Below are 22106 nucleotides of genomic sequence, written 5' to 3'. Positions count from 1 at the left end.
ATGAGTCTAACAAACATTAGTGAATCAGTAAAATTAGCGATCAGGGTTGCACAATCCCTCGCTAAAGAGTACCGTAATCCTGAATTTACTGCTGCTCACCTTTTAAAAGGTTTAATGCATAAGGAAGTTGGATTGAGAGGTTTTTTGTCTTCCATAGGGAAAGATGAAGAATATATCAGTGAATGGGCTGAAGTAAGAATTGAAGAACTGGAGAAAAGCTCGTCCTCAGCAGAGGAAGTAAAAGGCAGCCCGGAAATTGCAAAGGTTTTTGAAGAAGCTGACCTGGTAAGAATCAAGGTTGGACTGGATTTAATTACACCTATTTGTGTGCTCACTGCTTTGTGCAAGCCTACAGTTGGGTTTAAGCCGGATCAGTTGAAATCGTTCCCGATCAAAGAAAAAGAACTACTTGATCTTTATTTGAAGGATGAAGAATTACAAGCTGTTGTGGCACCTGTTTCTGGTTCGGAAAAAGGTGGTAAAGGAAACGCAGGTACTACTGCTTTGCATAAATACTGTATTGACAGGATTGCGCTGGCAAGAGATGGCAAGACCGATCCTATCATTGGAAGAGATAAAGAAGCTAGAATGATCATGGAGATCCTTTGCCGCAGAACTAAACCAAATGTGATTATTACAGGAGATGCAGGAGTTGGTAAAACTGCTTTAGTAGATGGTTTTGCACAGGATATCATTGCGGATAATGTCCCTGAATTACTAAAAGGGGTTCAGCTATTTGAACTTGATCTTGGATCTTTAATCGCGGGAGCTTCTTACAAAGGGGAGATTGAAGATCGTCTGAAAAATATCTTAAAAGAAATCAAGCAATTTGATAAGGCGGTATTATTCATTGATGAAATTCATACGTTACTGGATAACAAGGGGCCGATTGGTGGTGGGGTTGGTAATTTACTAAAACCAGAACTGGCAAGAGGAGAGATCACTGTTATTGGCGCAACAACAATTGATGAGTACCGGAAAATTATAGAGCCTGAGCAGGCTTTCAGCAGAAGGTTTGAGGTTTTGCAGGTGAATGAGCCTAATGAGGCTTCGGCAATAAAAATGCTGGAAAAACTGACTGTTAAATATGAAGAGCATCATCAGCTGAAAGTTCAGCCGGATGCGATTCCTGAATGTGTGAGACTGGCGAAGCGGTATATGAAAGACCGCAGGCTTCCGGATTCTGCTTTTGATTTGCTGGACCGTTCTATGGCTGCAATGAAGATGATGAACGACACTTCGGAGAAAGTACTGGAAGAATTAACGCAGACACTGGCTGAATTAGAATTGTCGGATATTGACGAGGTTACTGAGTTAACGGATTATAAATGGTTATATAACCAATTGCAGGATAAGGTAAGCCCTGTATTATTGGGGCAGCAGCAGACAGATGAAACGCAGGTTGAAGCTTTTGAAACTGCTGATGAGTACCATCAGTATATTGCCAAAAATCTGGATGCACTGAAAGTCTTGACTGAACGTAAGTCTGATGAGGTAACTAAACAGGATATCGCTTCTATTGTGTCTTATAAAAAAACGGGTATTCCTCTGGGGAAAATCCAGGCGCAGGAGAAAGAAAAACTGCTGAACATGGAGGCTTTCCTGAAAAGACGGGTAGTTGGACAGGATCAGGCTTTGAAAGCCGTTTCTGATGCAATACTTGAATCACGGAGTGGGTTGAACAAAAAAGGACAGCCTATTGGTTCATTCTTCTTGTTAGGCCCTACAGGAACAGGAAAAACAGAGCTTGCCAAATCTATTGCTGAATTCTTATTCAATGATGAAAAGGCAATGATCCGTTTTGATATGTCTGAGTTTAAGGAAGAGCATTCAGCGGCCTTACTGTATGGTGCGCCTCCGGGATATGTCGGTTATGAAGAAGGTGGTATGCTGGTTAACAAGATCAGAGAGCAGCCTTATTCTGTACTGTTATTTGATGAAATTGAAAAAGCTCATCCATCTGTATTTGATACTTTCTTACAGATTCTGGATGAAGGACATATGCATGACAGGTTAGGTAAAGAGGGAGATTTCTCTAATTCCCTGATTTTATTTACTTCTAACATTGGAAGTGAATGGATTGCTGAGCAGGTTGGACAAGGAATAATCCCTACTTCACAACAGTTAATGGAAATTATGTCCCGTCAGTTCAGACCAGAGTTTTTAGCACGTCTGTCTGAGATTGTACCATTTGCGCCAATCAATGAGAGTAATGTGGTCAGAATATTCGAGATCCAGTTGAAAAGTCTGATTGATGCATTGCATAAACAAGGCATAGCTTTTGAAATAGAAGAAGAAGCGACGAAAATGCTGGCGCTAAGTGGCTTTACACCTAAGTATGGTGCAAGACAGTTATCTGGCGTGATCCGTAATGAATTGCGCAGGCCTATCTCAAAATATATCATTTCTGGTGCTTTGAAGAAAGGCAGTACAATTGTGATTAAGAAAAACAAGACAGAAGAAAAACTGGAATGGGAAATAATTGAGCAAAGTCCTGTTACTGAATTAGAAAACAAATTATAAGAAAATACTGTTTTCTAAAATTAAAATCAATATTTTTATTATTAATAGATCTTAAACCCTTAAATATCAATACTATGTTTAACTATGAAATTGGCGGAAACGAAAGAAAGATAGATACTTCGGAAGCATTCGCAGATATCGCCCATAATAAAACGCTTTTTATTCAAAAATTAACAGATAATGAACCGATCAAGCCTGAAAAAGTAGAGGGTTTAAAAACTGTACAGGAGGTCTTTAATCATTATAAGCCTAAAGTTAATGTGGGTTTTGAAAGACAGGATGGTATGCCTGTATCAGAAACTCTTCATTTCAACAACCTTGGAGATTTTTCTGTGAAAAGTATCATTAACCAGAGTACTCACCTGAATAATATTAATATTGAGCGTGAGATGTCTTTAAATGTTATTAAGCAGCTTAAATCAAACAAAACTTTAAAATCTACTCTTGATGACGCAGAAACAAAACATGCATTCATCAGTGCTTTGAAAAATTTCGTAGCAGAGTTAGAAGAGAATAAATAGATCAGGTATACATAGGTTAAGATTACAAAAAGATATTATGGCAACTCCAGAAGAACAAAAATTAGCACAAGATACCTCCCAGGCAGCAGGATTTAAACCGGCGGAAAAAGAAGAAAAAAGGGGAAACTTTCTCTCCAGGAGAGCTTAGACAAACTGGCAAGAGTTGGTGGTTTCGATTTATTGGAAGCAACTGTAGATGGGTTACAAAATTTAAATCCGGAAAGAAAAGCAAGAAAACAGATTTTTTTCTGACTGGTGATGAGAAGAAAAAAGAAAGAGAAGAATTGAAAAAGAAAATCCAGTTGTGGATTGATGTATTGGAAGATTCTGATTCTGTGGCTTCAATGACACAAAAGTACCGAGAAGTTATTGGCGGCAGAAGAAAACCTGAATAAAAATATAGCTTCAGCACTGGAAAGCACAAGAGAGCTTGAGCAGGCTTACCGATCTGTTAATTTGTTCTATCAGAATACTGAGGCGGACAAATTGAAAAACGTTGTATTGCTGAATGCTTCTATGGATCAGATTAAAGATCTGGACAATCCAAGATTTGTAGATTTTGTAAGTGATGAGCTGAAACAAAAATATGACCGTCTTGACTTACGTGAAAACTATTCTTTAATGGTTATCCCAGGTTATATGGGTTCTAATAAAGTGGTTGAGAAATGGGGTAAGGTGGCTTACGAAAATAAAGCGATGCTGGTAACAGATTTTGCCGATCTTGATCAGCCTGATGATGTAATTGATTTATTTACGGCAGCGAACTTAACTGGTGCAGATGCTTTCAGATCAAATGTGATTATGACTTGTAACTGGTTAGTTGGCAGGGGCAAGGTTAGCGAAGTAGGCGAAGAAGATGATGATTTGACTATACCTGGATCTGCGGCATTAGCCGGAAAAATGTACTATACTTTGATGTCGCAGGTAACTGCTGGTAAAAAACATGGTGCTATCAATGATGTGGATGGGGTTAAGTTTGATCTTAAAAAGAGTGAAATTTCACATTTAGAGCGCATTGGTTTAGTGCCAATGGTGAATGAGTATGGAAAAGTAATGGCTTTCTCTGCTAAGACACTGTTTAATGGTGATAACATCGGTTTACAGACTTATTCTGTAGTACGTGTGTTTGATTATGTAACCAAAGTGCTTTTCGATTTCTTAAACAGAAGGGCTTTTGAGAACTGGACTTCTAAAACTGAACAGGACCTGCGTGGACAGATTGTTAAATTTCTGGACGGGATTCAAGGACCAGAGCGTTTAATTGAGCGTTTCAAAATTATGCGTTTTGAGCGTGATGAATTACAAAAAGATAAGATTCACCTGGATATTCACATTACTCCTTATTTCCCTGCAAAAGTTTCGTAGTGAAACTTGACGGGCAAAAAGGGGAGGATGAAGAAACTACCTGGAGTTCTGAATATGCACAGCAGTAATAATCCATTTCGTTTTTGAGAAACAAATAGATTTTATACAATTTCTAAAAATATCCGGACAGATTACACTAATCTGAGCCGGATATTTTTTTATATATCAGTTCACATTTCCGCGCTTAACAATTTCTTCATATTTTAGCATCTGAACTTTACATAGGCCCGCAAATACATGAAACAACTACTGATCATAAATGGTGATCCTGAAAAGACTGCTGCTACAAGTTATTTGATCCAGGCATATGTTAAGGGGTCTAAAGAAGCCGGCGCACATATCAAAGAGATTGCTATCGTTGATCTGATTTTTAATTCTAACAAGCAATTCAATAACAGGGTTACTGAACTGGAACCTGATTTGAAACGTGCACTTGATTTAATCATGTGGGCAAATCATGTCGTATTGTTCTGCCCGGTTTATTTATCTTCTATTCCTACCAGGATTACGGGGTTCTTTGACCGGTTATTTATGCCGAACCAGGTTTTTCATGCTGCACAACAGGGGATCAATAATAATTTTAGTGGTAAATCAGCAAGGATAGTTTCTATTCTTGACCAGGAAACATTTGAGTACTGGAAACAAGACAAGAAAATTACTTACTTGTCTATTAAAAGAAACGTTTTTGAAAACTGTCGTTTTCATCCTGTCTTAACCAACACGATCGGACAGCTTTATTCTCTGGATAACGAATACAGTAAGAAGTGGTTAAGGAAGCTGGAAGCCTTTGGATCGAAGATCATCTAAGCATTGTATCTTTTTTGTAGGTTATTTGGATAATTTGTTTTATCTTGTTGATTATAAGATGATAGTGGCAGAGTATTTGCTAATGTCACAGTAATTATAAATAATAACCCTAAAACAAAAAGTTATGGCTTTCAAAGCAAGATTAAACTTTTCGGGCAAGGAGTACGATGTACTTCACTGTGTGCCTATTCTCTAAACCGTGATGTAGATGCAAAAGGAAGACCTTCTTCCGGAGTGTATGGTGGAACAATCGATATTGAACTCGAGTCTACCGAAGATACCTCAGTTGTTGAAGCAATGGTAAACAATCAGTACAAACCTTTAACCGGCACTTTGCTAATCAAAAAATCTGATGAAGATGCAAAGATGAAGGAGGTTCATTTTGAAGATGGATACATCGTTAAGTATTCAGAAGGAATTAATATCACTGGAGATAATCCAATGACCTTGAAATTCCAGATCTCTGCCCGTAAATTAAAACTGGGTAATGCAGAGCACACTAATGACTGGCCTAAGGCTTAATTGTAATTGACCGTTTAACATTTAAAAAAAAATTATCATGGCGTTTAAAACCAGACTGAACTTAGGTTCAAAAGAGTACGATGTGTTGCAATGCAGCTATTCATTAAACAGAGATGTAGACGCAAAAGGACGTCCTTCATCAGGAGTTTATGGTGGAACTATCATCTTGAAGTAGAATCAACTGAAGATACTTCGGTGATCGAATCAATGGTGAATAACCAGTACAAGCCACTTTCAGGAACTATCGTGTTCAAAAAGGGCGAAGAAGATGCAAAAATGAAAGAACTATCTTTCGAAGATGGTTACATCATCCAGTACAATGAGGGAATTGCCGTTAACGACAATACACCAATGACTTTAGGTTTTGTAATATCAGCACGTAAGTTGAAAATCGGTAATGCCGAACATACTAACGACTGGCCTAAAGCTTAATCAGGTATTTTAATTTATTCTGCCACAGGTAATGCCTGCTGGCAGAATATTTATTTGTACCAATCTATAGGCAAACTGTCCTGTTAATCAGCAATTAATTATTTGTTCAGCCTAAAAATGCTGCCTGACTCCGTGTTGGGGAGTTTTGGTAATAATGGCAAACTTTTTGTTATTGTCTGTATAGTAATAAATAAATATTTCACCCAAAAATTAAAGTTATGGCTTTCTTTCAAAGCAAGATTAACCTTTTCGGGCAAGGAGTACGATGTACTTCATTGTGCTTATTCCCTAAACCGTGATGTAGATGCAAAAGGAAGACCTTCTTCCGGAGTATATGGTGGTACGATTGATATAGAAATCGAATCTACTGAAGATACCTCTATTGTAGAAGCGATGGTAAACAATCAATATAAACCTCTTGCCGGCGTATTGCTCATCAAAAAATCTGAAGAAGATGCAAAGATGAAAGAAGTTCATTTTGAAGATGGATACATTGTTAAGTATTCGGAAGGAATCAGGATCACGGGTGATAACCCAATGACGTTGAAATTTCAGATTTCAGCCCGTAAATTAAAGCTTGGCAATGCAGAGCATACTAATGACTGGCCTAAAGCGTAATTAACCTATTAAATTTTAATATCATGTTTAGTATAAAGCTAAATAATACCGATATTTAATCTTATTGCGTTAATCAATTAACAAATTTTTACAATAAAATATTATCATGGCTTTTTTTAAAACCAGATTAACTCTAGGATCAAAAGAGTTCGATGTGCTGCAATGCAGTTTTTCATTAAATAGAGATGTAGACGCTAAAGGCCGTCCATCATCAGGTGTATATGGCGGAACTATCCATGTTGAGATCGAATCGACAGAAGATACTTCAGTTATTGAATCGATGGTTAATAACCAGTACAAACCTTTATCTGGAACTATTACTTTCAAAAAAGGTGAAGAAGATGCGAAAATGAAAGAATTATCATTCGAAGATGGTTATATCATTCAATATAATGAAGGTATTGCTGTAAATGATAAAACACCAATGACTTTAAGTTTTGTATTATCTGCACGCAAGCTTAAGCTTGGAAATGCAGAACATACTAACGACTGGCCAAAAGCCTAATCTATTTTTTAAGGCAGCAAGACTTTGTGTTTTGCTGCCTTAATTATAAAATCATTTTAGCTAATTATTATTTCCTGTTAATTTATTATTTGATAGGTGTAAGCTTGTTTTTGTCTGTTTTCTATGCAAATAAAAACGTTGCTATATGATAGTTCCAAAACCAGATGTTACTCCAAAAGACCAAATTTCCTGAGATCAGGATCAAAAATATAATCAATCTTCAAACGACCAAACTTCCAACAAATGGAAAAGAAAATTAATCTGGAAATACATATTGATGATAAAGAAATTATTCATTTTAATTCTCTTAAAATTACCCAGGCATTTAATCGTCATCACGAATTTGAACTCATCATTAACCAGGATGTAATCGAAGAAACCGGGTCTTTTAAAATTGACCAGTCTAAATCGTGGATTGGTAAGGGCTTTATCATAAGTATTGATCATGGTAATACGGCTTTTAAGGGGGTAGTTTGCGAGGTTAATCTTTCTCAAAGCCATGGTTTAAGAGGAAACCTTATTATTAAGGGCTATTCTCCGACAATTTTGCTTGAAAGTGGTGGAAACATGCTTTCTTTTAGTGATATGAAACTGGATGACATTGTCAATAAGGTGACTTCTGGCGTGGCCAAAAATGACATTGATTTCTCTATTAAACCTGTTTACAGAGAAAGTCTTAAATATATAACGCAGTTTAAGGAAAGCAATTTCAGCTTTATTAACAGATTGAGCTCAGAATACGGAGAGTTCTTTTATTATGATGGCCGGGTATTGCATTTTGGTAAGCCATCTGAACAAAAATCTGTGAAACTGGTACATGGTCAGAACCTGAATGTGATGAATATGGCGGTTCGGATTCTTCCAATGGGTTTCTCTTATTTCTCGTATCGTTCTGAAGAAAACAGTACACTGGATGCCCAGGCGCCTGGGCATGTAGAAGGACTAAATGGTTTCTCTCAACATGCATTGCAGCAGTCTTCTTCTGTTTTTGACAATAGTGTAAACCACCCGATTAAACCGAGAGTGGAAAATAAAAGTCAGCTGGATAAACTCGCTGAAAAACATAAAGCCGCAATGGCTTCTAATTTATCAGATATTACTGGTGAAAAAAAGTACTAATACCGCATTGAATATTGGGAGTATTGCAGATGTTTATGTCTCCCGTAAAAATGATACAGGGGTATTTAACCAGGATTCTCTGAGTAAATTTTTAATCACAGAAATTACACATCATATTGATGGTTTAAGCAGGTACACAAATACGTTTAAAGGAGTTCCTGCGGATACGGAGGTGCTGACGGTTGAACGCGTTCACGTTCCTCAGGCCGAATCACAGGTGGCTATTGTAACAGATAACAATGATCCTTCTCAAACGGGCAGGATTAAAGTACAGATGTTATGGCAAAAAAATAACGCAACGACAGACTGGATCAGGGTATTGACTCCTGATGGTGGTTCTAGTGAACCTTTTTCAAAGAACAGGGGGTATGTATTTATTCCGGAAGTTGGTGACCAGGTAATTGTCGGGTTCAGGTATAATGATCCGGACAGACCGTTCGTGATGGGAAGTATTTTTCATGGTTCTACAGGGGCGGGTGGATCTGATGCGAACCATATATGAAAAGTATTGCGACCCGAAGTGGCCATTTAGTTGAATTTAATGACGGGCCTTCGGGACATGGGATTACAATTACGGATATCAATAAAAATATTATTCATATTGATACTGCAGGAAATAATATTACGATTACTGCAAATGAAAATATGACGTTGAATTCTAAGAATATGCAGATTAATGTAGCAGAGAATCTGGATGTGCGGGTAGGAAATGATATCACTTTGATGGCAGGAAATAATATGAGTACACAAGTCGGCGTAAATAGTCAGATAAGTGTAGGTGCGGACTATACGCTAAATGCAGCAAACATCTCAGAAATTGCTGTTGATGCTTTTCAGAGTGAGGCGACAAATATTACAAAAACGGCAGCTGGTGCACTCAATTTGAGTAGTCTCGAGGGGAGCATTACCAAACATGCTGCAAAGACCATTCATAACAACAGTGGGGAAAAAAGTAACCTGTTTTAATTATGAGCAAAGGTAATATCATAAAGATATCTAATGGGCATATGAATGAAATTGCGAAGCTGGAGCACACTTCCTCTGCTAAGACAATAAATTCTAATGCTGCTGGTACCATAAATGAAAAAGGTGCAGAAGGAGTTAAGTTTGGTGAACCGAAAGAAATGAAGTTTACTACTGTGGATGGGGTAGATATTTTAGCTGGTATGTTTTTCGATGGGACGCTAAATAATATGTACAATACTAAAAGTAAGGCTGGTGAAGGTAGCTATCAGAACGACTATTCAAATGTAGCTAGATTATTCATGGTATGTAAGGAGGTTGGTGCTTCTATCATTAAGATATATGTGGAGGGAATGGGCAGCAAGCAGAAAGAAAAGGATGATGATGATGGCTCAGGATTTGGAGCAAATGCAACTGGTATTCCTGCCAGAGTTATGGAAGGATGTGTTAGTCTGGCTGATCAGATTTCATCAAAAGTGCCAGGTAAAAATGTTAAAACACTCACTATTGATGTTTTTTTTTTTAGTAGGGGCGCTGCAGCGGCTAGAAATTTTATTTTCGAGGTAGGTCGCCTTCCCTATAAAGCAAATGTGTCATCTGGGTTTTTTAAGAATAAATTTGATGTACATGGGCAACGTACAACACTTGAAAATTTACCAAAGGGGGGAGAGTTAGGCAGGAGGTTATTGGAAAATAAGATAAAAGTTAAGGAGATAAAGATTCGGTTTGTAGGTCTGTTTGATACGGTTTCATCTTACAATAATGGTTTTTCACTTATGCCTGATTTTACTAATGATGTTAAAGAACTTCATTTGAATTCTCTTGGTTCAACAGAAAGAGTTATTCATCTAACAGCTAGTGATGAGCATCGAAAGTACTTTGCACTTACTCGTATACAAAGTGCAGGGACCAGGGGTATTGAAAAAGATATGCCAGGAGTTCACTCTGATATAGGTGGGAGTTATCCGAGTGGTGAGGAAATAGTACCGAGTATTTTAAAAGGAACTAATGCTGAGTTGCAAAAAGAGAAACAACGTCTGATTAATGAAAGCTGGTATTTAGACCGTCAGTTGGTAATTAATAAAGGCAAACTAATAGGTACGAGAGATTTTATAAATCACTATAGTTTTATTCCCTTGCATTTTATGTGTGAGTTTAGTTTGAAATTTTCTAAACCTTTAACTATTGATGAGATTGCTTTGAAGAAAAAATATCCTATTAGCGATAATCCACAACATTTATTGTGTTTTATTAAGACCAGACTTCATGATTATGTATTTGGAAATGCAGAACCGCTTAAATTCAAATATTTTAAAGAATTAGATGAAGAGCTAAAAATGGGTAAGCTTACGAAAGCTGCATATAATAAAGAAATAGTAGAACAGAAAAATTTGCGTCTTTTAAGAAATGGCTATTTGCACTGGTCATCTAATTTTGAAGGAATTGCAAAAGCATTTCAACCAAATATTGAAGGAGGGCAACTTAAAAGGCATAACTATGAAGGTTAGAAAAACTATATTATTTAAGCTGATCGTTCGTTTTGCAATTTATACTTTCAGTACAATTATCATCATGTCAGCGTATGGAAAAACAAGAATATAAGTGGATACCTACCATCGGAGCTCCAGAAGAATATCCAATAAGAATTATAAAAGGAGAGTTTATTTCAAGTAATGGTGATCATACTGTTTTACCAGGATCTGAGTTTGTAAATCAGGGATGGGGAACTAGTGGAAGTGTAATGGTAGGAGGTCCAGATAAAAAATCTATCCCAGATAGTCTTGCTATAACGTGGCTTTCTTACGCAGACAATAAATTTTATAGCGGGCGTTTTGCATTGGATAAGCAGAAGATCTCAGATTTATTTAAACTAGGCTACTTAGATCATGATATGAATGAGCAAAAGACCTATAATTATCTGACAATTGGCATGACCCCGGGGGGGGGAGTAGTTTTATGGTTAACTGGGGGAGTAAGACAAGTAGAAGTAGGTATATTTCAGGCTCAAGAAGTTAAACTAACAAAACATGACCTCAGATCAAACGAAGCTTATCTTTTTGAGCCAGGATTTGCGAGGGAGTCTTATGACCGAAATGTAGCGCCAGAAATTCGTGAGCAAGTAGCCAAAAATGGTGTTAATCATGAGCTGTTAAAAAGATGGCTGAAAAGATATAATTGGAATTTTGCTGTTAATTCAAAAGCAGTTAAGTTTTATCAGCTTCGACCATTTTATCTGAATGCAGAACAAGAAGAAATTTTTGGGCAGGAGCTGCTCAATAATAAATTGGAACAAAGAGCTGTTCCAAAAGAAGTTTATGTAGAATGGATTGATGAGAGAGAACGAAAAATGATAACTGATATTGTCTTTGATGAAGCAGAAATTCAATCGGCATTTGCGAAGGTACCAAAGGATGGTAAAGCAGAATTACATTTTGAGGTAGATCCAAATGAATATACAGTTTCAGTAATTCTTAAAACTGAGGGCAAAGATATTAAAATAGTGAAACAAAAAGCTAAAACACAGCATGATAGTGAATAGGGGAAGGTTGTTGTTGAAAAGAAGGATTAACTATGATAGTTAAAAAAGGTGTGGTATTTAAACTGATAGTTTTTCAATTTGTACTGGTAACTAGTTTTTTATCTTGTAAAGGGATGGAAAGGGAAGCGTATGATTGGATACCTACTATAGGAGCCCCAAAAGAGTACCCTATTATAATCATAAAGGGAGAGTTTATTACTGGTAAAAACTCTAATGTTGGATTACCCATATGTACCTTTGTTCATGCAGGATGGGGGAATAGTGGTTGTATAATGGATAAAGGACCTAATAAAAAAAAAAAAATCCAGATAGCTTGTCTATTACCTGGCTTTCATATGCTGAGAATAAGTTTTATCGTGGTCGTTTTGCTTTGCCTGAACAGAAAATTTCGGAGCTGTTTAAAAAAGGGTTCTTAGATCACCATACAAATGAACAAAGAAATTATAATTACCTGACGTTGGGCATGACTCCCGGGGGTACTGTAGTGCTATGGTTAGCTGGTGGACATAAACAAGTTGAGGTAGGTAAATTCCAGGCTAAAGAAGTTCAACTAACAGCTCAGGAATTTGGAGCTGATTATGCCCATATATTTAAACCTGGATTTGCTAAAAATGCATATGAACGTAATTTGCCAAAAGAACTTCGTGAGAAAGCTGAAAAAGAAGGTTTCAAAACTGATCAGGTAGATAAGTGGTTAAAAAGATATAATTGGCGTTTTAATGCAAATTTGAATACAGCTAAATTTTACGAGATATACTGTAAATATTTAAATGCAGAAGAGGAAGAGATTTTCAATGGCTCTTTGGCTAATAATAGTTTTGAGCAAAGGGCTGTGCCTAAAGAAATAGATGTAACATGGATTGATCAGAAAGGACGCAAAATGATCACTAATATCATCTTTGATGAAGTAGAAATTCAATCGGCATTTGCGAAGGTACCACAGGATGGCAAAGCAGAATTACATTTTGAGGTAGATCCAACTGAGTATACAGTTGCAGTAACAGTAACCCTAAAAACAGAAGGGAAAGAAATCAAAATAATAAGACAAAAAGCTAAAACTCAGCATGATTCTGAGTAGATATATAAATGTTATAGGTAGTAACAGTTATTTCTGATTAATGGAAAATAAAACAGTCCTTATTTTACCTGATAGACAGGTTTCATTTGCTTCAAACCACTCTGTCTGGTTGCAGTTAGTACCTCCTTTTTTTAAAAGGGTGTATGGCCTGCGTGAGGTTTTTGGTTCAGACGGGCTGGAAACAGTTTTGAAGTATGAAATCTCTATTACCTATAAAAAGACCATTGCTCAGAATTTGCGGATTTTCGAAGTAGAGAAAGTCAGTCCGGTATATATTAATGATAGTCTGCCTGAAACAGTTGCTGAGCAACTTGCATTGCAAACAGGAAGCGTATTTTATCCATTGCAGTTACATGTTGATTTTGCAGGATCATATGTTTCTATTGCAAATACAGAAGCAATACAGCAACGTTGGAAAACCGTGAAGGAAATCTGTCTGGACTACTTTACCGGAGAGGAAACTGAGAACTATCTGGCTCAGATGGAAATAGTTATTAATGACCCTGACAGAATAGACAACGCTATAAGGAAAGACTTAGTGGTAAGAACTTTTTTTGCAGGAATATATAAATCCTATCAGCAGGAGCTTGAAAGTAAAGATGATCTTCACTTTCCTCTGGTCGGAGATTCATTACCGCTGGTATTTTCTGTCAAACAGACTGTTAGTCCGTTATATAATGATAGTGATCAATTAGAAATCCGACATGAAGGCGTGTCAGTTGATGAAAGAAGTATTGCAGATCTGATCAGAGAAGATGATTTCGCTACTATGCGTTTTGAAAATGATACAATCCCTAAAGTGGAAGCCAGTTATAAGGCCAGGTATGCCCTGAATGCTGTGACAAAAAGTATAGAAGCGCTGGAAGTCAGTTGGGAAATGAATCTTCAATGCAAAGAAGTTATCAGTATCAGTATGTATGAGATATCAGGTGCAAGATCAGCAATCAGAAGATCTGCTGGCTAATGCTTCAACAACTAAAGAGAAAGAAGAAGCTCCGGCAGGAGGATTCTCAAAATTTATGAAAACGTTATTTGGTTAAGTTATGGCAGAAAAATATATACTTGTTCAAGGGGCAATATGTCAATGTAATTTTGGATCTGCACCCGATAAATTAAAGGTGTTGAGCCAGAAAAAGGAATATGCCAATGACAAAGACGGCAGTACAAAGCTGATAGCCAGTACAAAAGATATTGGTCAGACTTTTAATAATAATAGTTTTGGCAACTGTGCGAAACAGCTTGGGAAACCATGTAATGTTATAGTTACTGAATGGAAAGGATTTTATGAAAAAGCTACTTTAACTAACGGTGGAAAGGTCTTAGTGGAAAGCAGTAAAGCGACATGTCCGATAGGAGGACCTGATTGTATCATGGTATTGAAGCATGGACAGTCTGCTGAAGCAAGTAAGAAGCAGATGAAACAGGCTAATCCTAAAGTGCAAAAGGCTTTGAATCCTGGAATTGATCCAAAGGCACTTCATAAACCCAAATTAACAGCAGAAGGAATCATCTTAGCTTAAAAATAATGTCCAACAAAGGAGTCAAAAAAATAGCCCTTGCGCCTGATAATGTTTTTTACCCAAAAATGGGTGGTGGTAGGATTTTGGTTATCCCTGGAGGAGGAAAATCAAAATTTACAGTAACGGAGTGGCTTCCGGATACAACAGATACTGATAAGAATAAAATTCTCTGGAGATTATATGATAATAAGAAAATAGATGTTATTGTACAGTATCAGGGAGCAGGGTCGATACTTAAAAATTTTAGTATTTCAAAAAAACTGAGTGGTGCTCAGGCCTATTATCTGGGAGCTTCATTAACTGGTAAACCGGATACAAAAGATGAATCAGGTTTATTGGTACGCGGGTATTGCCCGCAAAAAATAGTAAGTTCTTCCTGGAGTATGCAACCAGGCGGTGCTGATATTCGTAAAAAGAAAAAAATAAGTTATGGTGAAGATGTAAATCTAAGCCTGGTGACCGAGGGGCTCAATGGATATACGTTAACCGTAGTGGTCTACTGCCGCAAATGGGGAACCGATAAAAAGATCTTTACTTATACCAATATCGATTGTACCAACGGAGAGGTTAACTTCATGATCCGTAATACTTTCACGTGGTTTAGTAAAATTGGCGCCGATAAGATAGAACATGAGCTTTATGTCAGAGTATGTATTGACGGAACAACTGATTATATCAAAGATGATCATCAGGATGATTCGCATGCCCGCTATCTGGAGATTAAACCCGTAATCTATAATAAGACGGTTAAAGAGGCCGAGAATAATCTGCCAGTCAAAATTGGCGAGAGTGATTTGAATATAAAAAGATTCGAGCCCTGTAGTTTCACTGTACTTAAAGTGATAGAAGGTGAGCCTTTCCTGCTTTTTGATGAGGGTAAATTGCAATTGAAAGACCCGAAAAAAAGTGCTTTCCAGATCTGAAGAAATCTATTATGATTTTAATAAGTGGGCCATTACAAGTGCTGCGCGTCCGCTTTTAGATAAGCTGGCTACATTTTTATTGGAGTCTCCATATGTTCCGGTTGAACTGGGTTCACATACTGATATCAGGGGAACGGATAAGTATAATATGACATTGTCCGAAAAACGTGCCCAATCTGCAGTAGATTATCTGGTAGATAAAGGAGTTTCGAAGTCGAGAATTGTAGCCAAAGGTTATGGGAAAAGTATGCCAGCTATTAAGGGTGATCACCTGACCGAAGCAGAGCATCAGATGAACAGACGTACCACCATCCTTTTCCGGATCTTTGAAAATAATGCAGAGAGTATCGTTTATGAAACTTTTGCAGGAGATGCTAAGGCTAAAAAGAAAAATTACCGATAATCATTCAGAATTTTAAAAATAAAGGTTGCATCAGGACGCCTTCGCATGATAATCAGAAGGTTAAGGTTATTGAGCTGACTACGGATAAACATGATATTAATCCGAAATATGAATTAACCATTAAGGGGGAGCAGATTGAAACAGAAGTGTATTCCGATTTGTCAAAATTGGAAATCATCCCGCTGCAATATATCTGGCCCATTTTAAATCCACCCAATAAATTTCTTTATTATATCAATTCCTGTAGATATTTCTCGAATCCGGAGCGGGCTACGATCGCTATTGTTGCTTACTCAGATATTAAATGGGATTTCCATTTTTTCCTGAATATGAGTGAGAAGTTAAGTGTGAAGTGGCAGAAACTATCCCCTAAACAGCATGAAGCTATGCAGAAACAGGCAGGAAGAATCGGAGCTGAAAAAAGATGGGAATATACGAAGATTGATTTTGGTGTAGTACTGGAAGCGAACTGGAATAAATCGGGTGCTACTTATGGCGGTCATTATGATGCAACGTTAAAATACAGTGAAAAGATCAAATGGCTTTTTAATGTGTTCGCCTCTCTGAAAGAGCTTTCTAAAGCTATAACTGATACTACAAAAGGAAAGGTGAAAAAGCTCCCTATGGGCTTGTCAATTAGTATGTTGCAACCAAATTTCTGCTTAGGAGCTGAATGGCAGTTACAAAGAGGGCAGCGTGAACTTAAGAAAATCAATGAGATAGGCACCGAGATTAAGTTCTATTTTAAGGCAGATCCGCTGATTGGTCTGGAAGTGAAAATAGATTTACTGGATGCAGCCGTACAGGGTGTAGCCGGCTTTTTAACAGGTGGTGCAGCTAATCTTGCCGCTAAAAAGGTATTTGATGATTTCAGAGACTGGATGAGTGAGGAAGAAGGATCGGTATTTAGTGGGAAAATGTATATTGACCTGATTATTACCGGAACCATACAGGGCGAAACTAATCTGACCATTAATACCAAATCTGATCAGAATATTGCCAATGCGAAGCTTGGCGCTACTTTGAAAGCGGAGATTGATGCTGGGGTTGAGGTCAGAGGCAAAATAACTGTGATGGGAGTTGAGGCTTTTGCTGACGGTAAAGTGAAGGCTACAGGAACTGCATCCGTGACTTTTGGCCACAACCTGAACTATGATGAAAGAGGCCTTAATTACAGACCCGAACTGAAATTTGACGGTTTAAAGGTTAAATTTATTTTTAAAGTAGAGGTAGGGGTTTCTGTTAAAAAAGGCATGCTAAAAACGGATAAAAAATATGAGCTTTACAATTATGAAGCGAAAGCAACACTGATCCCTGAGTTTGATGTGATCGAAAATTTAGAAAAATATGCGGGAGTAAGCGCAGATATACCTTTAATCAGAAATTCTTAAACAAAAATTAATCATTATATGAAAGCAACTATTTTCGTTATTCTATTCGCTATGACTATTCAATCGTGTAATTCAAAAAGTAATGGAGAAAAAGATAAGGGTGTTAAAACCGAGTCTGCTGCTCCGGTAGCTGAAGGTTTTGATTTAGCTGGTGTTACATTCAAAGAAACGATTCAATCCATTGATGATAAATCTTCTGGTATTCCGGTGAGTACCAGCCCATCAGAGGAGAAAACTTTGTCTGGTTATGATAGAGTTGAAAGCACCTCTCCTAAATTATTAATCTATAATCATTCGGATCTATCCGGTGCAGGTAATAATATGACTAATAAAGTCATATTCCATTATACAGAAAAGGGTGGGATACTGGCCTTGTATGAACTGAGACTTTATAATGCCTCACCAAATAATGGCCTGGTTAAATCCATTCAGGAAAAAGTGGGAGCTCCTGGTGTAGACAGAGCGGTAAAGGATAATGATAGTGGTGTGAATTTCAGACAATGTGTATGGGTAAAGGACAATGTGATTTATTTCCTTTTGCAGGAGTTAGATAAGACTGGTGTTAAGACCTCAAACCTGGCTGTGTTTAAAAATGATAATAAAGATATCTATAAATTACTTGGACAAAAAGGTTACGCGGTAAGTCCGCAGGCACTGATTGAAGAAGCCCTGGCTAAAGCTGGTAAATAATACTGATAACTGTTTATTTTTTTATATTAATACAACTGTCTTGAAACCATATTATGTAATCGAATTTAATGCTTCGGCTTGTCTGTTTGAGATACGGGTTAATGATATTCCTGTTATGATATTGGATAACTCCGGACAAGCTTCTTCGATAGCCCCGGTCAATTTTGCTATTTTGGATAGCGGGATTCAAAAGCTTGATGTCAGGGTTTTTCCGCATTCCGGGCAAACTGTATTGGATGTAAATGCGGCAATGGCCTATAAGCTGAAATTGTATGATGTCAGTTATGGGTTTGAGTTTAAGCATGATTTGTTGTCTTATAAATTTCCGGAAGCTGATCTTAAAAAACAGCTACCCTATAGTCAGAAGCGTGATCAGTTTGATGCGCAGATTTCCTATCAGCTAGAAGGCTGGCGTAAAGGAGTTCATTTAAAAGATGTGGATGATGTAGAATCGAAGCTAAGAAAGGCTTATGCTCGGTTGGCACAATCCATCAGTAACAAAAGATATGCTCAGTTTGAACAGGAACTGGCTAAGAGGGAGCATATCATGGCCACCAGTATGTACCTGAATGAACGGGAGTCAACAAGACGTGTGAAAAATCTGGTTAAAGATTTTGAGGATGGTTTTGAACTCATGCCTTTAGCACCGGATGCTGTTTTTCATTATTACGCTGATGGTAAAATGGCTGCTTTTAAACGCTTAAATGGTGAACCAGCAATGTATTTGCAAAATCAGGAGAAACAAGAGGAGCTCAGTCTGGATCTGTTATTTTATATCCCAGAGGGTAAAACTGAATTTGAAGTAATTTAGATGTATTTAAAAAAGATAGTTTGCCTGTTGCTTTTTTTTCTGTGCGGAGCCGGATTTATTCATGCACAGGAAGGATATACTATAGATCAGATTCAGGATCCTAAAGCTAGTGGAAATGGTTATGTAAGTAATCCAGATATGGTATTGAGTAGCAATGCCGTGGATTCACTTAACCACTTAATCGCTGGGGGCTCGAAAACAACCAAAGTAGAAATGGCGGTTGTTATTGTGCGTGATTTTGATAAAAATGGTGATCCTTTTGATTTTGGACTGAATTTGTTCAATAAATGGGGGATAGGTAAAGGCAAAGCAAATAATGGTTTACTCCTTTTTATCGCTGTTGACAGAAAACAGTATCGTTTTATTACTGGTTATGGGCTGGAAGGGCTTCTTCCGGATGCTGCGCTGAAAAGAATTGGTGATCATTATCTTGTACCTGCTTTTAAGGAAGAAAAGTACAACGAAGGAACTGCGCTTACATTAAATACTATTGCAGATTATCTGGCTCAGCCTGCTAATAAAAAGGAACTTGATCAGTTACTTGGAAAGCAGGAAAAGGGTCGTTTCTTATGGTTTAAGGCAATTATCCCATCCGTTCTGGTATTACTGCTGTTTATAGTTGTTTTTAGTGATATTAAAAAAGTGACACCACATGTTTCCAGGGAGAAGACCAAACAGATGGTTGGTTATGATAAAGTAAATGGGATTGGTTGTCTGGGATTAGTATTGTCAGTTTTTCTCCTGATTATTATTTTGGGATTTGAACCTGTGATTTCATGGTTTAAACGCTGTGATGCTTTTGATATTGCAGTTGTCATGTATGTTTTTCTTTCATTTTTATTGTTTTTCAGATATTTTAACGCGTTGAGTGCATTAAGAAAAACTAATACTGACGATTTAAACTTCACAAGAAGTGTGGAGCTACTAAATAGCAGAGCGAAATGGTATCTTATTGCTTCCCCTTTGATCTTGCTCGGGATAGTTATTGAAGGAGCGAGGAGAAAGAAATCTGCTGGTCGTTTTAAGGCGGTTCTGGATACGCAGAATAGAGAAATGATCAGGGTTGACCGGAATAAAAATAAAAAGGGTGCTCCGTATTTAAGTGCAGGGCAGCTTGCAGAAGAAAAACTGGGAGTAAATACTTATGATATCTGGGTGAGCCAGGACCAGCAGGAGCAAAAAAAAAATAAGTTATGATGAGGGCAATCAGTTTAAGTCTTTTGAGCTTTGTCCGCAATGTAGTTTCAGGACATTTCAATACCATAAAGTAATTGTTGTTACCAAACCAACATATAATAAAGAAGGAGAAGGAAAAGAAGCCTGTACCTGTGAAAATTGTGGCTATGAGGAATTGATACAAATGATTGTAATCCCAGTAGTTTCACGCTCAGACAACGACTCCGGATCGTCTGGTTCTGGCAGTAGCAGTAGCAGCAGTAGTTCTTCTTCAAGCAGTGGCAGCTGGGGTGGTGGTAGCAGTGGCGGCGGCGGCTCAGGGGGCAGCTGGTAAAATTAAAATTCCTCAGCTTAAAATTTAACCAGCAGCCGGTGGCATTGCCGGCGGACTTCCATCTCTCGTAGCACGGTAGTGCGGAGACATAATTTCTACTCCGGCAGCATTAAATTCATTCTGAATGTTCTCAAATAGTTTACTATAAATTGCAGCTTGTTTATTAGCTTCTCTGGTATAGGCATTGATCTCTGGTATGAAATATAAAAATCATCCAGACTGGTTTGCAATACAAAAGGCTTTGGGTCTTCCAGAATATATTCAGTTTTTAATGCTGCTCTGGTTAACATGTCATAAATATCCTTGTAAGGAATATCATAACCTAAAGTAAGCGTCTGGTGTACAATTAAACCCTGGTTTTCCTTTTTCGTATGGCTTGAATAGTTTATGGTACTACTGGAAAGTACCATGGAATTTGGAACGGTAATATCCTCATTTTTGATCGTTTTGATTCGCGTAACCAGCATGGTTTTTTCCAGGACATCACCAACAACGTCTCCGATTTTTACCCTGTCCCCAATTCTAAAAGGGCGCATATAAGTAATCACTAATCCCGCAACTATATTGGTAATCGCACTGGAAGAACCCAGAGATATCAGAATTCCCAAAAACACGGATACCCCCTGAAATGCGGGAGAGCCAGAACCCGGCAAATAAGGGAAAATAAGAATGAGCATAAATGCATAAAGCACATTCAGGATATTAAATGTAGGAATTGCCCAGTCAGCGTGGAAGCCACGAAGCTGAATCTCACCTAGTTTGATTTCGTAAAAAAAGTACTTTATTCCGCGGATTGCATATTTGAAAATGAGACAGATTACAATTACGGTAAACAGGTTAGGAAGATAATGTGCTACCGCATTTAAGGCAGCTTTCATCGGGCTTAATATCCAGCCCAGCAATGTACCTGTCCAGGCTTCAGTTTCAGGAAATATACTAAATAGTAAAGGGAGAGACAGGTAAATGATCAATATGATTACTGCTATGCGAAGGATGTTATTTAACCTGAGCAGGGCCTTTTCAAAATGTTCCGGGGTAAATATCTTGATGTTTTTGATCTTTAAAACCTGGAGATAGCTTTCACGTTTAGAAGATAAAAACGAAGCTGTTCGTTTGAAAAGAAAGTTAATTACTGAAATAATAACTGTGAGCAGGACAATAATTAAGACGACAAGTCCTATTCTTTTTAAGCCAGTTAACCAGACTATTCGCTTTCCTCTCGGCTTCAATACTGTGCTTGATCTTCTGCAGATATTCTTTAGCTAAAGCCTCGTTACTTTTAGCAAACCATAAACCGTCAAGATTAGCTACAGACATGATAATGTCGTTGTTTTTATAAACTAAATCATAACTATCCTCATTCGGACTGATCGCTAGTGAATCTGCTTTGTAAAATGGGTCATCATAGAGCTTCTCTATTTTTTTTGAAATAGCATCGGCTCTTTCCAACGCATTAAAAGAACCGGTTCTAACATAGATGTAGAATAAAGTATCTGTGTTCAGGATGACCGGATATCCTTTTGCATTTTTCTTTAGGGCCTGTATTTTCTCCAGCTGATGAATTTTCCTTAAAGAATCGCTGATGGCAATCTGACGTAGTTTGTTCTCTAACTCTATTGTCTTTTTACTGTTACCCGCAGCAGACTGCAGTTCGTTCTTTAACTGGATTTTGACCAATGAATCGATCTTTTGCTGCTGCTGATCTTTTAATAATAGTAAAGCTTCGTTGATATTTTGCTGATCTTTTTTGGCCGTATCCTGAATATTCTGAGCATGAGTAGAGAAGGATAGTGCTATTACAGCAACAAAAAGGCAGATTTTAATTCTGATCATAAAGATTTGAGAGATAGTTCAACAGGGTAAATA

Annotated in this window: 24 protein-coding genes and 2 pseudogenes; 24 read left to right on the top strand and 2 right to left on the bottom strand. The window is 37.5% G+C overall.

Annotated features, from left to right (window positions below):
• The 24 genes and pseudogenes from ACWYN3_RS16780 (at position 1) to ACWYN3_RS16665 (ending at position 20240) form a co-directional block, all read left to right on the top strand.
• The gene (locus ACWYN3_RS16780) at positions 1-2523 is read left to right on the top strand and encodes an ATP-dependent Clp protease ATP-binding subunit (protein ID WP_456222158.1); all 2523 of its coding nucleotides are present in this window, start codon (positions 1-3) and stop codon (positions 2521-2523) included.
• Positions 2524-2597: 74 nt separating this feature from the next.
• The gene (locus tag ACWYN3_RS16775) at positions 2598-3044 is read left to right on the top strand and encodes a hypothetical protein (RefSeq protein ID WP_456222157.1); all 447 of its coding nucleotides are present in this window, start codon (positions 2598-2600) and stop codon (positions 3042-3044) included.
• 180 nt (positions 3045-3224) lie between these two features.
• Positions 3225-4477: pseudogene (locus tag ACWYN3_RS16770) on the top strand (DUF5458 family protein).
• Positions 4478-4646: 169 nt separating this feature from the next.
• On the top strand, positions 4647-5216 hold the full coding sequence (locus ACWYN3_RS16765) for an NAD(P)H-dependent oxidoreductase (protein WP_456222156.1): 570 nt from the start codon (positions 4647-4649) through the stop codon (positions 5214-5216).
• A 93-nt stretch (positions 5217-5309) separates the two neighbouring features.
• Positions 5310-5738, top strand: coding sequence for a type VI secretion system tube protein TssD (tssD, locus tag ACWYN3_RS16760; protein ID WP_456223048.1), 429 nt, complete (start codon positions 5310-5312; stop codon positions 5736-5738).
• A 37-nt stretch (positions 5739-5775) separates the two neighbouring features.
• Positions 5776-5913 (top strand): type VI secretion system tube protein TssD, encoded by a 138-nt coding sequence (gene tssD / locus ACWYN3_RS16755; RefSeq protein WP_456222155.1) that lies wholly within the window; start codon positions 5776-5778, stop codon positions 5911-5913.
• A gap of 20 nt (positions 5914-5933) precedes the next feature.
• Complete coding sequence (tssD, locus tag ACWYN3_RS16750; protein ID WP_456222154.1) at positions 5934-6170, top strand: type VI secretion system tube protein TssD; 237 nt, start codon at positions 5934-5936, stop codon at positions 6168-6170.
• A 102-nt stretch (positions 6171-6272) separates the two neighbouring features.
• Positions 6273-6788 (top strand): type VI secretion system tube protein TssD, encoded by a 516-nt coding sequence (gene tssD, locus ACWYN3_RS16745; RefSeq protein ID WP_456222153.1) that lies wholly within the window; start codon positions 6273-6275, stop codon positions 6786-6788.
• Positions 6789-6894: 106 nt separating this feature from the next.
• A complete protein-coding gene (gene tssD, locus ACWYN3_RS16740; RefSeq protein ID WP_456222152.1) occupies positions 6895-7293 on the top strand; it encodes a type VI secretion system tube protein TssD in 399 nt (132 codons plus the stop codon).
• A 243-nt stretch (positions 7294-7536) separates the two neighbouring features.
• On the top strand, positions 7537-8412 hold the full coding sequence (locus ACWYN3_RS16735) for a contractile injection system protein, VgrG/Pvc8 family (RefSeq protein WP_456222151.1): 876 nt from the start codon (positions 7537-7539) through the stop codon (positions 8410-8412).
• A complete protein-coding gene (locus ACWYN3_RS16730; protein WP_456222150.1) occupies positions 8396-8914 on the top strand; it encodes a phage baseplate assembly protein V in 519 nt (172 codons plus the stop codon). The genes ACWYN3_RS16735 and ACWYN3_RS16730 overlap by 17 nt, the downstream gene beginning before the upstream one ends.
• Positions 8911-9378 carry a hypothetical protein gene (locus ACWYN3_RS16725; protein ID WP_456222149.1) on the top strand — a complete coding sequence of 156 codons (468 nt, stop codon included), beginning with the start codon at positions 8911-8913 and terminating at the stop codon, positions 9376-9378. Before ACWYN3_RS16730 ends, ACWYN3_RS16725 begins: the two co-directional genes overlap by 4 nt.
• A gap of 2 nt (positions 9379-9380) precedes the next feature.
• Positions 9381-10883: a T6SS phospholipase effector Tle1-like catalytic domain-containing protein gene (locus tag ACWYN3_RS16720; protein ID WP_456222148.1), complete on the top strand. Its 1503-nt coding sequence runs from the start codon at positions 9381-9383 to the stop codon at positions 10881-10883.
• A gap of 74 nt (positions 10884-10957) precedes the next feature.
• The gene (locus tag ACWYN3_RS16715) at positions 10958-11914 is read left to right on the top strand and encodes a DUF2931 family protein (protein WP_456222147.1); all 957 of its coding nucleotides are present in this window, start codon (positions 10958-10960) and stop codon (positions 11912-11914) included.
• A gap of 307 nt (positions 11915-12221) precedes the next feature.
• Positions 12222-12992, top strand: a pseudogene (locus tag ACWYN3_RS16710) (DUF2931 family protein); the annotation flags it as partial.
• A 40-nt stretch (positions 12993-13032) separates the two neighbouring features.
• The gene (locus ACWYN3_RS16705; protein WP_456222146.1) at positions 13033-13956 is read left to right on the top strand and encodes a hypothetical protein; all 924 of its coding nucleotides are present in this window, start codon (positions 13033-13035) and stop codon (positions 13954-13956) included.
• 79 nt (positions 13957-14035) lie between these two features.
• Entirely contained in the window at positions 14036-14512 is a 477-nt protein-coding gene (locus ACWYN3_RS16700; RefSeq protein ID WP_456222145.1) for a DUF4280 domain-containing protein, read from the top strand.
• Between the two features lie 5 nt (positions 14513-14517).
• Entirely contained in the window at positions 14518-15435 is a 918-nt protein-coding gene (locus tag ACWYN3_RS16695) for a hypothetical protein (protein ID WP_456222144.1), read from the top strand.
• Positions 15419-15838 (top strand): OmpA family protein, encoded by a 420-nt coding sequence (locus ACWYN3_RS16690; RefSeq protein WP_456222143.1) that lies wholly within the window; start codon positions 15419-15421, stop codon positions 15836-15838. Before ACWYN3_RS16695 ends, ACWYN3_RS16690 begins: the two co-directional genes overlap by 17 nt.
• 158 nt (positions 15839-15996) lie before the next feature.
• Positions 15997-17229 (top strand): hypothetical protein, encoded by a 1233-nt coding sequence (locus ACWYN3_RS16685; protein WP_456222142.1) that lies wholly within the window; start codon positions 15997-15999, stop codon positions 17227-17229.
• Positions 17230-17247: 18 nt separating this feature from the next.
• Positions 17248-17919, top strand: a complete 672-nt coding sequence (locus tag ACWYN3_RS16680; protein ID WP_456222141.1) for a hypothetical protein — start codon at positions 17248-17250, stop codon at positions 17917-17919.
• Positions 17920-17959: 40 nt separating this feature from the next.
• Positions 17960-18730 carry a hypothetical protein gene (locus ACWYN3_RS16675; protein WP_456222140.1) on the top strand — a complete coding sequence of 257 codons (771 nt, stop codon included), beginning with the start codon at positions 17960-17962 and terminating at the stop codon, positions 18728-18730.
• Between the two features lie 27 nt (positions 18731-18757).
• Positions 18758-19927, top strand: coding sequence for a TPM domain-containing protein (locus tag ACWYN3_RS16670; RefSeq protein WP_456222139.1), 1170 nt, complete (start codon positions 18758-18760; stop codon positions 19925-19927).
• A 163-nt stretch (positions 19928-20090) separates the two neighbouring features.
• Positions 20091-20240 (top strand): hypothetical protein, encoded by a 150-nt coding sequence (locus ACWYN3_RS16665; protein WP_456222138.1) that lies wholly within the window; start codon positions 20091-20093, stop codon positions 20238-20240.
• 95 nt (positions 20241-20335) lie between these two features.
• Here ACWYN3_RS16665 and ACWYN3_RS16660 read toward each other — a convergent pair whose 3' ends face one another.
• Both ACWYN3_RS16660 and ACWYN3_RS16655 read right to left on the bottom strand, forming a co-directional pair.
• Entirely contained in the window at positions 20336-21469 is a 1134-nt protein-coding gene (locus ACWYN3_RS16660) for a mechanosensitive ion channel family protein (RefSeq protein ID WP_456222137.1), read from the bottom strand.
• Positions 21366-22073, bottom strand: a complete 708-nt coding sequence (locus ACWYN3_RS16655; RefSeq protein WP_456222136.1) for a hypothetical protein — start codon at positions 22071-22073, stop codon at positions 21366-21368. Before ACWYN3_RS16655 ends, ACWYN3_RS16660 begins: the two co-directional genes overlap by 104 nt.
• Positions 22074-22106: the final 33 nt, after the last annotated feature.

The sequence above is a fragment of the Pedobacter sp. NJ-S-72 genome (assembly GCF_053890575.1).
Note: the sequence above shows the minus strand (reverse complement) of the source record. Positions and strands in the feature narration are given on the sequence as shown.

Coding starts and splice junctions, on each gene's coding strand:
- ACWYN3_RS16780 (WP_456222158.1), top strand. CDS start 1: ATGAGTCTAACAAACATTAGTGAATCAGTAAAATTAGCGATCAGGGTT.
- ACWYN3_RS16775 (WP_456222157.1), top strand. CDS start 2,598: ATGTTTAACTATGAAATTGGCGGAAACGAAAGAAAGATAGATACTTCG.
- ACWYN3_RS16765 (WP_456222156.1), top strand. CDS start 4,647: ATGAAACAACTACTGATCATAAATGGTGATCCTGAAAAGACTGCTGCT.
- tssD (WP_456222155.1), top strand. CDS start 5,776: ATGGCGTTTAAAACCAGACTGAACTTAGGTTCAAAAGAGTACGATGTG.
- tssD (WP_456222152.1), top strand. CDS start 6,895: ATGGCTTTTTTTAAAACCAGATTAACTCTAGGATCAAAAGAGTTCGAT.
- ACWYN3_RS16735 (WP_456222151.1), top strand. CDS start 7,537: ATGGAAAAGAAAATTAATCTGGAAATACATATTGATGATAAAGAAATT.
- ACWYN3_RS16725 (WP_456222149.1), top strand. CDS start 8,911: ATGAAAAGTATTGCGACCCGAAGTGGCCATTTAGTTGAATTTAATGAC.
- ACWYN3_RS16720 (WP_456222148.1), top strand. CDS start 9,381: ATGAGCAAAGGTAATATCATAAAGATATCTAATGGGCATATGAATGAA.
- ACWYN3_RS16715 (WP_456222147.1), top strand. CDS start 10,958: ATGGAAAAACAAGAATATAAGTGGATACCTACCATCGGAGCTCCAGAA.
- ACWYN3_RS16705 (WP_456222146.1), top strand. CDS start 13,033: ATGGAAAATAAAACAGTCCTTATTTTACCTGATAGACAGGTTTCATTT.
- ACWYN3_RS16700 (WP_456222145.1), top strand. CDS start 14,036: ATGGCAGAAAAATATATACTTGTTCAAGGGGCAATATGTCAATGTAAT.
- ACWYN3_RS16695 (WP_456222144.1), top strand. CDS start 14,518: ATGTCCAACAAAGGAGTCAAAAAAATAGCCCTTGCGCCTGATAATGTT.
- ACWYN3_RS16680 (WP_456222141.1), top strand. CDS start 17,248: ATGAAAGCAACTATTTTCGTTATTCTATTCGCTATGACTATTCAATCG.
- ACWYN3_RS16665 (WP_456222138.1), top strand. CDS start 20,091: ATGATTGTAATCCCAGTAGTTTCACGCTCAGACAACGACTCCGGATCG.
- ACWYN3_RS16655 (WP_456222136.1), bottom strand. CDS start 22,073: ATGATCAGAATTAAAATCTGCCTTTTTGTTGCTGTAATAGCACTATCC.